General features: G+C 51.6%; 13 protein-coding genes and 1 tRNA gene. 5 read left to right on the top strand and 9 right to left on the bottom strand.

All coding sequences use genetic code 11. The annotated features are described in order from the left end of the window. Window positions 1–367: 367 nt before the first annotated feature. From KO216_RS00825 to upp, 4 genes are all read right to left on the bottom strand, one after another. Window positions 368–1,201, bottom strand: a complete 834-nt coding sequence (locus KO216_RS00825) for a hypothetical protein (RefSeq protein WP_215522375.1) — start codon at window positions 1,199–1,201, stop codon at window positions 368–370. Window positions 1,202–1,355: 154 nt separating this feature from the next. Beyond that, window positions 1,356–2,189 (bottom strand): hypothetical protein, encoded by an 834-nt coding sequence (locus KO216_RS00820; protein ID WP_215522374.1) that lies wholly within the window; start codon window positions 2,187–2,189, stop codon window positions 1,356–1,358. A gap of 402 nt (window positions 2,190–2,591) precedes the next feature. Continuing rightward, window positions 2,592–2,676, bottom strand: a tRNA-Ser gene (locus tag KO216_RS00815). A gap of 206 nt (window positions 2,677–2,882) precedes the next feature. After that, window positions 2,883–3,524: a uracil phosphoribosyltransferase gene (upp, locus tag KO216_RS00810; protein WP_215522373.1), complete on the bottom strand. Its 642-nt coding sequence runs from the start codon at window positions 3,522–3,524 to the stop codon at window positions 2,883–2,885. 123 nt (window positions 3,525–3,647) lie between these two features. On the opposite strand from upp, the gene ppk2 reads away from it, so the two are divergent. Continuing rightward, on the top strand, window positions 3,648–4,562 hold the full coding sequence (ppk2, locus tag KO216_RS00805) for a polyphosphate kinase 2 (RefSeq protein ID WP_215522372.1): 915 nt from the start codon (window positions 3,648–3,650) through the stop codon (window positions 4,560–4,562). A gap of 214 nt (window positions 4,563–4,776) precedes the next feature. Here the strand turns inward: ppk2 and KO216_RS00800 are convergent, their stop codons facing one another. Together KO216_RS00800 and KO216_RS00795 are read right to left on the bottom strand one after the other, a co-directional pair. Further along, entirely contained in the window at window positions 4,777–5,775 is a 999-nt protein-coding gene (locus KO216_RS00800; protein WP_215522371.1) for a sugar phosphate isomerase/epimerase family protein, read from the bottom strand. 25 nt (window positions 5,776–5,800) lie between these two features. Continuing rightward, complete coding sequence (locus KO216_RS00795) at window positions 5,801–6,985, bottom strand: Gfo/Idh/MocA family protein (protein ID WP_215522370.1); 1,185 nt, start codon at window positions 6,983–6,985, stop codon at window positions 5,801–5,803. A 284-nt stretch (window positions 6,986–7,269) separates the two neighbouring features. Between KO216_RS00795 and KO216_RS00790 the strand changes: the two genes are divergently transcribed. Then, a complete protein-coding gene (locus tag KO216_RS00790) occupies window positions 7,270–8,241 on the top strand; it encodes a LacI family DNA-binding transcriptional regulator (RefSeq protein ID WP_374047491.1) in 972 nt (323 codons plus the stop codon). 91 nt (window positions 8,242–8,332) lie between these two features. Here KO216_RS00790 and KO216_RS00785 read toward each other — a convergent pair whose 3' ends face one another. Both KO216_RS00785 and KO216_RS00780 read right to left on the bottom strand, forming a co-directional pair. Further along, on the bottom strand, window positions 8,333–8,593 hold the full coding sequence (locus KO216_RS00785) for a CopG family transcriptional regulator (RefSeq protein ID WP_215522368.1): 261 nt from the start codon (window positions 8,591–8,593) through the stop codon (window positions 8,333–8,335). After that, a complete protein-coding gene (locus KO216_RS00780) occupies window positions 8,590–8,856 on the bottom strand; it encodes a hypothetical protein (protein ID WP_215522367.1) in 267 nt (88 codons plus the stop codon). The genes KO216_RS00785 and KO216_RS00780 overlap by 4 nt, the downstream gene beginning before the upstream one ends. A gap of 280 nt (window positions 8,857–9,136) precedes the next feature. Here KO216_RS00780 and KO216_RS00775 point away from each other — a divergent pair, with 280 nt between their 5' ends. Further along, window positions 9,137–10,096 (top strand): nucleoside hydrolase, encoded by a 960-nt coding sequence (locus KO216_RS00775; RefSeq protein ID WP_215522366.1) that lies wholly within the window; start codon window positions 9,137–9,139, stop codon window positions 10,094–10,096. Between the two features lie 40 nt (window positions 10,097–10,136). Then, the gene (locus KO216_RS00770) at window positions 10,137–11,552 is read left to right on the top strand and encodes an MFS transporter (protein WP_215522365.1); all 1,416 of its coding nucleotides are present in this window, start codon (window positions 10,137–10,139) and stop codon (window positions 11,550–11,552) included. Between the two features lie 44 nt (window positions 11,553–11,596). On the opposite strand, the gene KO216_RS00765 is transcribed toward KO216_RS00770, so the two are convergent. Continuing rightward, entirely contained in the window at window positions 11,597–12,901 is a 1,305-nt protein-coding gene (locus KO216_RS00765; protein ID WP_215522364.1) for an MFS transporter, read from the bottom strand. Window positions 12,902–12,957: 56 nt separating this feature from the next. Here KO216_RS00765 and KO216_RS00760 point away from each other — a divergent pair, with 56 nt between their 5' ends. Then, entirely contained in the window at window positions 12,958–13,245 is a 288-nt protein-coding gene (locus KO216_RS00760) for a hypothetical protein (RefSeq protein WP_215522363.1), read from the top strand.

Raw genomic sequence — 13,245 nt, 5'->3', positions numbered from 1 at the left:
CCTTACTTACTTACTCACGAGGGCGCCGCCGCCACTTCTGGGGAATAGAAAGCCTTCCAGCCTAGCGCACTTTCCCAGAATAATTAAGTATTTATCCCCTAAGGTAAGGTAAGCTACTTCACAGGAAAGTTGCGATCCGCTGTGATAACCTGCGCTACTAACCATTTTTGATACTTACAGGAGAAAACACGACAGCCTTGATTAGTCCCCTAGCACCAAGCACACGTGAAAAAGGAAAGTTCCCTGCCTACGTCTGCGCAACCAAAACATGGGCTTTGTCGATACAGGCAGGGAACTTCCAGTAGGCAAGTGTTAACATCGGGGCCCATCCCCCTCAACTAGATGGAACCCGACGTCAAAAATATGCCTATTCCACGTCCTCAATCGTGAGGTTATTGTCTTTCAGGTACTGCTGGAATTTATTTAACTTTTGCCCAGGCATAATCTTGCGCCTGCCGACCGAAGGAACCTTGGGAGGACGACTGTTAAGGAAATCTCCGTACAGTGACGCCAAGGGCGAGGAAGCTATTGCTTTAGCCATCGCAGCTGAAACAAAAGTATCAGGACGTGCAGCCTTGACTCCTTGGTTCTGGAATACCAAGTCATATAACCCCTGAAAATCAGTGGCCACCGCGTTTTGCCAGTAACCCCAGAGCTCAGGATGCAGAAGGTAGAAAGGAGAAGTAGGATTCGCCCGGACGGGCACCCCGTTATTTTCTAGGTATTCGAGATTTTTGTTCGCAAAACAAAGCAGCATAAAGAATGCGCTGTTAATCCGGAGCGAAAAAGCCGCTTTCACAAAGTTCTTGTCGAAAGCTCCAAACATGTGGAAATGCAACGCGTCCACAATGCTGGTTCGAACCCGCGTTCCTTGCCAGGTTCTCACCACGTTACCCGGCAAAGGGCTTTGGATTTCGGCAAACCAGGGCTCGAAGGGGGTGCTTTCATCGGGAATATCATCAGGATCAATAGCGAAGGGAATCGCTATTACTGATTTAGTGGCGGGAGCTGGCACCAGTCCGTGCCAGAATTCTCCGGTATGTTCATCGGCGCCCGATCCGGGGCCACCATCAGTGAGCTTAGCCTGCATCAAATCAACTACCGTGGCAGCAAATTCTTGCGGGTCTACCCCCTGCACCGGGAGATTCATAATTCCGGATTCATCCAGGGGCTTGTCATCCCAAAAGCGAACTCTTTTCATATTTTGGTTTTCCTTTTCTGTTAAGTGAACTTGTGTCCCTAGCTATCGGCATCGATAGCTAAAGGAGCACCGGATATCTATATTAGCTTATAGATTTATAACTCGCAGTGCTTTGGAAAGCATTACGGGAGGGAAGAAAGGGTAGAAGGCGCTCTTACTCTACGTCCTCAATCGTGAGGTTATTGTCCTTCAGGTACTGCTGGAACACGTTAAGGTCCTGCCCAGGCATGATCTTGCGCCTGCCGACCGAAGGAACCTTAGGCGGCGGGCTACTGAGAAAATCTTGGAAAAAGTCGGCTACGGATGACTCCCGTAAGGCATCCGCAAAGGCATACGACACGAAGCTGTCAGGACGAGCAGCCTTGATCCCATACTTTCGCACTACGAAGTCATACAGTCCCTGGTAATCGGTGGCCAAAGCGCGGTTCCAGTATCCCCAACGGTACGGCCTTACCACTTCGAAAGGCCAATAAGGTTGAGGAGAAACCGTAATCCCTTCCTCTATTAATTCATCCAGGGATTTCGTAACGAAAAAGAAAAGTAAAAATAACCTGGAATTAACTCGGAGAGAAAACGCCTTATTTCCTTCTTTTTCATCCATGCGTCTATGGAAAACATGCAGCCGGGCAGCATCCGCAATATTTGTCGCGGGAGCCTCGCCCTCCCAAATTTTCACCAGTTGCTCTGCAAATGTCTCGTTGACTTCATCGTAAACAGCATTTCTACTGGGAATCTCTTCCGGATCAATAGCAAAGGGCACCGCTACCACTGATTTTGTGTTTCGCGGCGGAAGCCCTCCCGGCCAGAACTCTCCAGAAAATACATCCCTACCCACAATAATATCACCATGATCGTAGATTCTGATCGACCCATAAACCGCGTAATCCGCCGCGGCCTCTGGAAACTTTTCCGGTTCAGCAACATCAACCGGAAGTGGATTAACATCTTGAAACACATATGCCCGCATATCAAAACGTTCAACTGTCATAGCAGGTTCCTTTCTAAAGAAACATTCAAACTACCTATCCGCACCGATAGCTAGTAAATTTTTAAGACGATATTGATATTAGCTTATAGATTTATAACCCGCAGTGCTTTGGAAAATATTTTTGAGGACGCGGTGACCTAACCCCCTAACCTCCAGTGCTTGGGGCAACACACCCAACAACCAAACCCCACCCAACACCTTGCGGTATTAGTAAAACCGCTACGCAGTTTTACATACCGCTGCGTCAAAAAATGCCCACAAGCGCAAGCGCTTGGGGCAACACACCCAAAACCAAACCCCACCCAACACCTTGCGGTATTAGTAAAACCGCTACGCAGTTTTACATACCGCTGCGTCAAAAAATGCCCACAAGCGCAAGCGCTTGGGGCATTTTTCTCCTTGCGGTAGCGGTGGGATTTGAACCCACGGTGGGTTGCCCCACACAGCATTTCGAGTGCTGCACCTTCGGCCGCTCGGACACGCTACCAGTGCTGTATTAGCTGTATTAGCAATTAACAGACCTTCAAAAGTTTAGCGGATATGCACGCCAGAACTAAACTTTGGACGAGAAATGTGACCACTCCCGCGACAGCTCAACCGGTCAATGCACCAGTCAAGCAACCAGCTCACCGGCATCGCTACCGTGTCAGGCAACCACGGAATACAGCCGCGCCAAAGCGCCACCACGCAATACTAGTGATCTACTATCCCATACAGCCGGTCACCAGCATCGCCTAGACCAGGACGAATATAAGCTTCAGGGGTGAGTCCATCGTCCAGGGCCGCCACCACCACGGTGACATTTGCTCGCTGACCGATATGCTCTTCCACGTGCTTAACCCCTTCAGGCGCCGCCACTAGGCAGATGCAGGTCACGTCCCGGGCGCCTCGCTCCAAAGCGTAATCAATCGCCGCCACCAAAGTGCCGCCGGTAGCGAGCATGGGATCGACCAGGAATACTTGCCGATCAGTTAAATCCTGAGGCAGACGGTTCGCATAAGTCTCAATTGCTAAAGTCTTTTCGTCCCGTTTCATCCCCAGGAAACCGACCTCCGCCGTGGGGAGCAACGCGTTCATACCGTAAAGCATCCCCAGACCGGCACGCAGAATCGGGATCACGATCGGACGGGGAGCCGAAAGAGTTTCGCCCTCCATCTGCTCAATCGGGGTTTCTATCTGTTTGGGGCTAACCCGCACGTGACGCGTCGCCTCGTAGGCCAACAGGGTAACCAGTTCATCAACCAGTTGCCGGAACACTGATGATGGGGTCTCTTTATCTCGCAGAACAGTTAGCTTATGTTTGACCAGCGGATGATCAATGACTTTAAATTCCATAACCCCAAATTATCCCGTTTTGCCTCTGCGTGCCTACCCCTTGGCAAAACTGCTCCCCATTTTGCCTCCTAGCAGGCAAACCCTGTTCTAACCTAAGAATTGACGCCAACTCGGGAGAAATAGATGAGCCATAAGAAGGAAAACGGGATTAGCGAAGCTGACGAAATCAAGGTACAGAAAATCCCTAATAAAGTTTACGAGGCCGAGCTTTACCGTTTGCAGGGTGAACTGGGCAAACTGCAGACTTGGGTGAAAGCCACCGGCGCCCGGATTGTAGTTATTTTCGAAGGTCGCGATGCTGCCGGTAAAGGCGGCACCATTAAACGGATGACCGAGTACTTGTCTCCACGCGTGGCTCGGATTGTGGCTCTGCCTAAGCCTACTGAGCGTCAAGAAACCCAATGGTACTTCCAGCGTTATATCGAGCACCTGCCGGCTGCCGGCGAAATTGTCCTCTTCGACCGGTCTTGGTACAACCGCGCCGGGGTAGAAAAAGTGATGGGATTTGCCCGCCCCGATCAAGTACAACTATTTATGCGCCAATGCCCCATTTTTGAACAAATGCTAGTCGAGGACGGCATCTACCTGCGTAAATACTGGTTCAGCGTATCGGATAAAGTACAGTACAAGCGTTTCAAATCCCGCCTGGGAGACCCCTTGCGCCAGTGGAAACTCTCCCCGATGGATTTAGAGTCCATCACCCGGTGGGAAGATTATTCGCGCGCCAAGGACGACATGATGGTACATACCGACACTTCGGTGGCGCCTTGGCATCACGTGCTTTCTGATTCCAAGAAGCAGGCACGGCTGAACATGATTCACCATTTCCTCAGCTCTATTCCCTATACCGAGATTGAAAAACAGGCGGAACCGATTAAACTTCCTCCCCGTCCCGATTCCAGCGGCTATGTGCGCCCCTCGGTGGCGGTTTCAAAATATGTTCCTGATTTCGCGGGCGATGTTGTCAAACAGCACAAGAAAAAGAAGCTTGCGGGCAAAGAAGAAGATCTCAAGAAATATCGCGATAAAGAGAATTAATTTCCAACCACTGGGCGTTTGGGTCACCTCTATCCACCCCGGGCGAGTCGATACCGATATGCAACACGTTTTGCAGGAGGACGCTGACTACTACGGATCCCGCAGATCGCATGACTGCGGGATCCGTAGCCAGAGCGGTTCGTTTCGCTATTGATTCTCCCGAAAACGCGATGGTGGAAATGGTATCGATTCGCCCGGTGTGGCAGGTGCGGCGCTAAGCGCTCTGCGCGGCGATCAGGTTTTCTGCCCCGAGGCGGATGCCTTCTAGCTGATCGTAGGCGGCATCCTCGTGCTCGATGTTGATGTTCATTTCCGGATCGATCTTGGCGATCGCCGATAGGAACTCACTCCACCAAGGCACGTCGTGACCTTCACCGATGGCAACGAAGCGCCAGGCGGGATCAGAAGGCCAGGACGAGCAGTAGTGATCCATCCCTACTGGGGTACGCGCGGATTCGTCCTCGGGAACCGGCCCGAAGGAAGGATCGAGTACCCCGCGAGTGGCTACTCCCGGCTCAATCTTGGTGTCTTTGGCATGCACGTGCACGATCTTGTCACCGAGCAGTTCAATGGATTTCATAATGTCCATCCCCTGCCACATCAGGTGAGAGGGATCCATATTTACCCCGATGTTCTTGAAACCGCCGACGCGTTCCTCGAACTCTAGGAACTGGGTGGGGGTGAAAACGGTGTTGGTGGGGTGCAGTTCCCACGCCAGTTTCACTCCCGCATCTTGGGCGCGCAGATCCATTTCTTTCCAGAATTTCTCTAGCACCCCGTACTGGTATTCCAGGACTTCTAGCTGTTCACCGTTCCAGGGGTTAACTACCCATGCCGGATATTTGGCGTCCGGATCGGTGCCGGGCAGACCGGACATACACACGATTTCTCCGACTCCGAGTTTTCCGGCAAGTTCGATGGCGCGCTTAAGGTCATAGGTGTGGCGCGGCCCCACATCGGGCAGCGGGTCGGCGACGTTACCGGAGGTGTTCAGCCCGGCGAGGCGCATTCCTTTTTCTTCGAAAATCCCCAGGTAGTCTTCGCGAGCGGTTTTTGAACCGATGAGCAGGTCAACCGGGCAGTGCGGGGAGGGAATGAAGCCTCCCACGTTTACTTCCGCGCCGGTTAACCCGAAGGATTTCAAATGATCGAGTGCCTCGGGCAGGGTGAAGTTGTGTAGACAAGCGGTGTAAGCACCTAGATTCATAGCCATGGTTTTTTCCTTTTCGTTATCTTGGTTATTTAATTTCCATTTCGGCGCCACCGTTGGCTGCGCATTTGGCAATGGTGTCGAGGATACGCATGGAGCGGTATCCATAGGCAAAGTCAGGCGTGGGAGGCAATCCGTCTTTGACCCCAGCCACCTGTTCTAAGAAGGCGTGAGCCTGGTAAACGAACTGCTGGATTTGAGTAACTCCCACTCCCCCAAAGTCCATCGAGGATCCGCCCTTGAAATAGGGGAAGTCGGGATTAACGAGGACGCGGCGCGGCCCACCGAGCCCGGCAGGAGCGCTTTGATCATCAACCATGATTTCGCCGGCACGCGCCATATCGAAGGAAACCATTCCTTTAGTGCCGTTCACGGTTATTTGCATGGAGTTCGGCGATCCGAACGCTACCCGAGATACCGAGAAAGTTCCGATAATTCCGTTTTCAAATTTCAGGGTGCAGGTAGCGACGTCATCATTTTCTACGATTTCGGTCGCTTCCGACTGCGAGGACGCGCCGCGTCCTCCTGCTACTCCCTTTAGGGCCGGAGGGCGCTTCTTAATTACCGTGGATAGCTGCGCACCCGCAACCGCCTTTAGAGGACCACAGATAAATTCTGAGGTATCAACTAGATGGCTGCCCACATCTCCAAGAGCGCCCGAGCCCATCGGTCCCTTATAGCGCCAAGCAATCGGAGTGTTCGGGTCGCAACCGTAATCGCACCAGTAACGCGCGTCAAAATGGGTGATTTCTCCCAGCTGTCCGCTTTGCACCATTTCCGCAATCTTCGCCAGTCCCGGATTGCGACGGTAGCAGTAGCCCAGACCGGTAACTACTTTATCAGTTGCCCCAAATTCCGCCATGGCTTCGGCATCCTCTAGGTTATCGGTAAGGGGTTTTTCGCACAGGACGTGTTTGCCCGCTTTCACCAATGCTTCCGCCATTTCACGGTGCAACTTGTTGCCCACCACAATGGAAACAATGTCGATCTCGGGATCGTCAAAAATGTCTTTCCAGTTGTCAGTAGCCTTTTCGTAGCCGTAATCACGGGCAGCGGCTTCCGCAAAGGGCAGATAGGCATCAGCGATAGTCGCTAGCCGTAACCGGGGTAGCTCTGACGCGAATACGGTATTGGCTTGGCGCCAACCATCTGCGTGAGTACGCCCGGCCATACCCGCGCCAATCACCGCCACCGATAGAGTTTCTTTAGTCATTTTTCTCCTCTTTGAGTTCCGTTAGTGCCGAAAACATTTTGACAGCCGCCGCAACGAACCGTTGTTAACACGTGTTAACTACTTTCCATAGTAAAGGAAGAATCTCAATAATTCAAGAGTTATTTTCGGGAAAAATTATTATTTCACTTTTTAGGTTATTTCCCTATCTACTAGCACAAACTTTTTTTCTTTGAGTATGCCACCCCAAAATTTAGCGCGCGTTATTTTATACTTAGGTTATGAGTTCTCGCCCTACACAAGCAGATGTAGCCCACAAAGCGGGAGTGTCGCGCGGATTAGTTTCCCTGGCGCTATCTGACTCTCCGCGGGTAAATGCGGAAACCAAAGCCAATATCCTGCGCGTCGCCTCGGAAATGGGATACGTGCGCAATCAAAACGCCGCGTTCTTATCGACCTCCGGAACTGACTTACTAGGGGTAATTCTCCCCGACCTACAAAATCCTTTCTTTGAAGAGGTAGAGGACTCGCTACGGCTGGCCGCAGAAGAAAACAAACTGTTATCGCTGGTGTCGACCGCACGGCAGGATCCGGAAAAAGAGTGGAACCTGATAAACCGCTACCAGGAGATGCAGACCATTGGGGTCATCCTGATCTCACCTGCCTCCTCCCAAGAACGCCTGGCGCGCCTATCTGAAACCTTCCCGCTTGCAGTTCTGGGATTAAAGTACGTGGCGGGAAAAATTGACTCTATCCATATCGACGAGGACGCGGCTGCTCGCTTGGCAATCACTCACCTGGCCGAGTGCGGCTATGACCGTATCTTTTCTCTGTCCAGTCCGGAAAGCGTTGATCAGGCAGTAGTTACTCGTCGTAAAGCGCAGCGGGCAGCTTTTGAAAGCTTGCGCAAAAAGAAAAAGAAATTCCCGGGATTCCAAGCCTTACTGCCCGACCTGGAACCGGGTGAACAAATCCGTCAGTGCCTAGAGGGGTCAGTGGCCAAGCGACCGGCATTCATTGCCCACAACAATCTGATAGCGATCGAAGCCTGTACCGCGCTGCGCGCCCTCGGGATGGAACCAGGTAAAGACTGTGGGTTAATCACCTATGACGATACCTATTTGGGACAGTTAGAAGAGTTTTCGATTACTTCGATCGACCAACATGCGGGGCAATTGGGCGAGCAAGCCGTTACCGCCTTAGCTAAGCGCTACGCTGCCCCGGGGGAGCCCGGGCAGGAAATCACGATTCGTCCCTCCTTACTGCAACGCGCCACCACCTGCAAAAAGCCGTGTTAAAAGACAACTGGAACCAAGAGCCTGGGCTAGTCCCCTCGCCCGGGTTAGTTTAAAGCACTCAAATCTAGCTCTTGGTTTTATCTGACTGCGACTATAAAGCATCGATAAGGTCGCGTACCAGATGGCTGGGGGTAGTACCCAGTTCCTTAGCTATGGTATTGATCTTGTTTCGACGTGCTTCGTCTAGTCGGATCTTAAAGGGATGAGCATTTTTCCCGACACTAACAGGCCGGCCAGACATCGTGGAGGTAAGGTGTTCGCCGCTGTATTCAGCTTCGCTTTCTTGCACCTTCGCCCACTGCTCGACTTGTTCGTCGTTGTAGGTTGTTCCGTTTGTGGCCGTCCATTTCATTTTTCTAGCCCTACCTCTCTTAACGTCTTTTTGCTCGCTTTCATATCCTGGAAAATATGCCAGGTTTCATCGTTATTTTCGATGGCAATATATTCGATTAGCTTACCGTCCGCGATTCCAACCCCTACCCATTTGACGGGATCAGTGTCGCGGGGAATGCATCTTAGGGTGGTATTCCACGCTTCTTGTACCGTTGCCGGGCTCATATCTGGGTGGTGTTCTTGGACTCTAGGATTTACATATATATCCACTTCAATTCCCATTCGAATTTATTTTTAGATAATAACTACATATTTGTAGTACATAATTACACAAGGGTTCGACGTGCCTTAGGTATATTGAGCGCGTCAACCAGGCCGTACTTAGCTTTGGCAAACGAGGAATTCGCCTTGATTCATTAACTGAATTTCAGAAAAAATTTGGCGCGCATTTCCGTCATCTGCGGCGCGCTCCTTTGATATATTTACCTGAAATAACCTTCATTGAAGACTTCGCTCTTGTTCTGCAGTGACGCCTGTGAAGAAATCAGAAAAGGAGACAATTGTGGCAAAGAAGCTGATCCTAGATTTAGACACCGGAGTGGACGATGCATTAGCTATCGCCTATGCATTGGGAAGCCCCGAGTTAGATCTGATTGCCATCACCGGCACTTTCGGAAATGTGTTACTAGAACAAGGAATACAAAACTCTTTGGCGGTAACAGACGTTCTTGGACACCCCGAAGTAAAAGTATTTCCCGGCATCTCCCATGCTCGTACCGCCTCTCAGTTTGAAGTGCTAGAAATATCCCATTTTATTCACGGCCTTAATGGGATTGGCGATGTTGATATCCCCTCCTCAACCCGCAGCGCTGAAAAGAAATCGGCAGTCGATTTTCTGATTGAAGCAGTAGAAACCTACGGCAAAGAACTGATTTATGTCCCCACCGGGCCACTCACAAATCTAGCTGCCGCCATAGAGAAAGCCCCTGATATCACTAAGCAAATCGGCAAAGTTGTGCTTATGGGAGGCGCCCTCACAGTCGGTGGGAATGTTAACGCTTGCGCAGAAGCCAACATCTCTCAAGATCCAGAAGCAGCTGACCTGGTGTTCCGCTCCGGGATACCCGCCACCATGATAGGTTTGGACGTTACTTTGCAGACTCTTCTTACCTATAAAGAAACCCAGCAATGGCGCGCCGTTGGAACCCCAGCCGGAGAGTTCCTCGCCGATATGACCGACTATTACATTAAAGCTTACGAAACCACCGCCCCTCATCTGGGAGGATGCGGCTTACACGATCCGCTCGCCGTAGCCGTCGCGGCAGATTCCAGTCTGGTAGAAACCTTGCCGATAAATATGAAAGTAGATTGCAGCGAGCCTACTCGTGGTCGCACAATCGGCGATGTCGAACGGCTTAACGATCCCCAAAAAACAATGGAAGTGGCTGTCGCAGTGGACGTACCCCGCTTCCTCGACGAGTTTATGACCCGAATAGGTTCAGTGGCTCGCTCAGCTAAGTAGCACGATTACTCATTCATCCAATCCAGAAAAGAAGCAGACTATGAAAACCAATCCCAAACCGACTAGCGCGAAGGTTGATCCATTTTCCGACCCGGAAACCAGCAATAAAATGGCAATCCGCGCCCTCATCCCCCTATTAATTACTTTTATTTTAGGTACTCTGTGTCTGCAAGGATTCAACCTTGTGTACACCCAGGTGGGAACGGATGTTGGTGCGCCCATGCAGGCCTCCCTCATTACCGCGTTTCCCAGTATCGTTTTGGGTATTGTTTGCTTCATTTACGGATCTCTAGGAGATTTTGTTTCTCTAAAGAAGCTCGTAGTCTTGGGGCTTATCACTCTCTTTATTGGCTCCATATTTGGGTTTGTAGCAAATTTTTGCTTCACCCCTAACCTCTGGACAGTGATTATCGCGCGGGTGTTACAAACCGCTGGGGAACAGGTAGCCGGTTCCGTATTTCTGGTTATTGCCACCAAATATCTGAAGGACGAGTTAAAAGTTATTTTCTTCGGGCTGTTTACCGCCGGTTATCAATTATCTGCCTCTATCGGGGTTTTCTCTGCCGGTTTACTAAGCGCCATCGCCTGGCAGTATCTCTTCCTGGTACCTGCAGTAACCATCCTATTCTTGCCTTTACTGCTACATTCTCTTCCCGATAAGAGCAGTACCGGAGAGAAAATTGACGCCACCGGGTTCACCATCTTCGGTGTAGCGGTAGCAATTCTGACGCTATTCTTCACCTACATGAACTGGTGGATGCTGGCAGTAGCTCTGGCGCTATTCTGCATTTTCGCTATCTATATCAATAAAGCGAAGCATCCGTTTATTACCCCCGAATTTTTCAAAAATACCCGCTGGGTGCTGGCAATCAGCCTGATACTTGTCTTTTACTCCGTGAACTACTGCATCTCGCCCATCTTCAACGCCATCGGGACCACCATGTATGGAATGACCACCACGAAGGTTTCGCATTACATTGTCTGGGCATTTGTGGTGGCAGCGATAGTAGGAATAAGCTCCGGTGCGATTGTAGGAAAAATAGGGAAACAGGCTGGAATCTATACCGCCGGTACTCTGATGACCGTCGGCTGGTTTGGAGCCGCTTTCAGCGTGGAATCAGGATTCTTGCAGCTCACCATTTTTGCTTGCGTTTTCTACGCTGGATGCGGCCTGATGTATTCGCCGGTAGTTTCCACCGTGCTAGGCACCGTACCTAAAGAGGAATCCGGGCGAGGTGTGGGTATGAATGACCTGATCATGAACGTGACCGCCTCTATCGGTATCTCCATCATCGGCAGCCTAATGGGAGCTAACACTCTCGCAGGATCTTCATTTACTGGAGCCACTGGAGACGCTGCCAGCTACGCGAATTTGATGCTAATTTGTGGCTGCACTGCTGTACTGGGTCTGATTGTCTTTACGCTTTTCCGTAGACATATTTATCGCGCAAAATAACCTGTCGGGGATTGGCTTACCTTTCCCCAATACCGACACAGACACTAGCCCAGGGACTTGCCTTTCTTCCTGGGGTCACCTTGAGGATGCAAATCTGGTGAATCTGGCTTTGCCAGGTGCAGGTCCACTGCCACTAGGCGGCGCTTATAGGCGCGGCGCAGCGAGTTACGCAAAGGCAGAGAACCTGCCAAGACAACCGCGAGGATCGCCCAAGCCGCGGCGATCACCACCCACAGACCAGCCCGGGCTCCGCCCGCGTCCACTACGTTGCCCCCAATCCAGGCGCCCGCCGAGATTCCCAAGGTAAAGAAAGTGTTTAACCAGGCCATGCCTTCGGTGAAACGGGAAGAGGGAACCAGATTAGCCAAAATATTGGTCGCATTGGTCATGGTGGGCGCGTAGGTGGCGCCAGTTAGCGCCAGGCAGAGCCCTAAAATCCAGGCGTTGGATGCGAAGAAAAAGGTGGAAAAGCCCAGCGCCATCAGGATGATTCCCCCTACGAACAGGCGCAAAGCCGAGATTCCCCACTCTTTAGCACCATAGATTATCGCGGCTAAAAAGGAAGTAACCCCGAACATGGCTAGCAGGATGCCGGCGATTTGGGGCAAACCGATTTCCCGGCAATAGGCCACTACGGTTAAATCTAGGGCACCAAAAGTGAGGCCGCAGAGCATGAAGATTGTCCCTAACACCACCATCGCTGCCGATTTCAGTAGCGGTTTTGCTTCCTCAGGAGAGAAATCAGCTTTCCCGCGGGGAGTGGGCTCGGTTTGCCGCTGCGCCAAGAACCAGAAGCCACCGATTCCCGAAGTCAGCAGGCACGCGATGATTCCCGCTGCCGGATGCACGACTGTGGCCAGGACGGTGGCAATAATCGGACCGAAAATAAAAATAACTTCGTCGAGGGCGGCCTCAAAAGCATAGGCCGTGTTCAGTTTGCGGGAACCGGCTAAAAGATGAGTCCAGCGCGCCCTCACGAAAGCCCCGAAAGAGCCGGTAGTAGCCCCCGAAAGGGCAGCAATTACATAGAGCGTCCAGCGCGGAGCATGATAGAGGGTCGCCACAGTTAAAGCAGCCAACAAAATCAGGGAGGCAGCTACCAGAGGACGCAAAATTTTTGCTTGCCCATGCCGATCCACCAGCTGCGCCTGGATTGGCGAGGCCGCTGCCATGGTAATCACCACTACCGCGTTCACCTGTCCCGCCAGGGAATATTCCCCGTAAAGGGTAGAAATCATTAACAGGGTAGAAAGCCCTGCCATCGCCATCGGAAAACGCGCAATCGCCCCGGCGATGGAAAAACTGAGCGCACCGGGGTAAGCAAAAATCTCTCGATAGGACTTAAACACAACTCCCAGCCTACTGTTTTAGCTACTCTCTATCTTGTCCCAGTTAAACTGGGGACATGGATTTGTCGAATAATCGTCTCTGGCGTCGCGCCTGCACCGCGGCGCTACTGATAGGAATTATCGGCATAGTTACCTTAGGTTTCATCGGGCATCCGGTGTTCGCCAGCCGCATGTTTTCTCTAATGCTGCTGCTACTGGGGGTTTACCGGCTATTTGACCGCTCCCCAAACGCCTGGTGTGCAGTGCGTTCCTGGCAGCTTGACTGCCTTGGCCTTTTCGCCCTTTCGGTAACGCTTTTTATTCTGGCTCCCTACGGCGGCATGATCATGCCCACCGGAATCTAG

Origin of the sequence: Varibaculum prostatecancerukia, assembly GCF_943169825.2 — a bacterium.
Lineage (GTDB): Bacteria > Actinomycetota > Actinomycetes > Actinomycetales > Actinomycetaceae > Varibaculum > Varibaculum prostatecancerukia.
The sequence above is the reverse complement of the archived record's forward strand: the minus strand, read 5'-3'. Positions and strand labels throughout refer to the sequence as shown.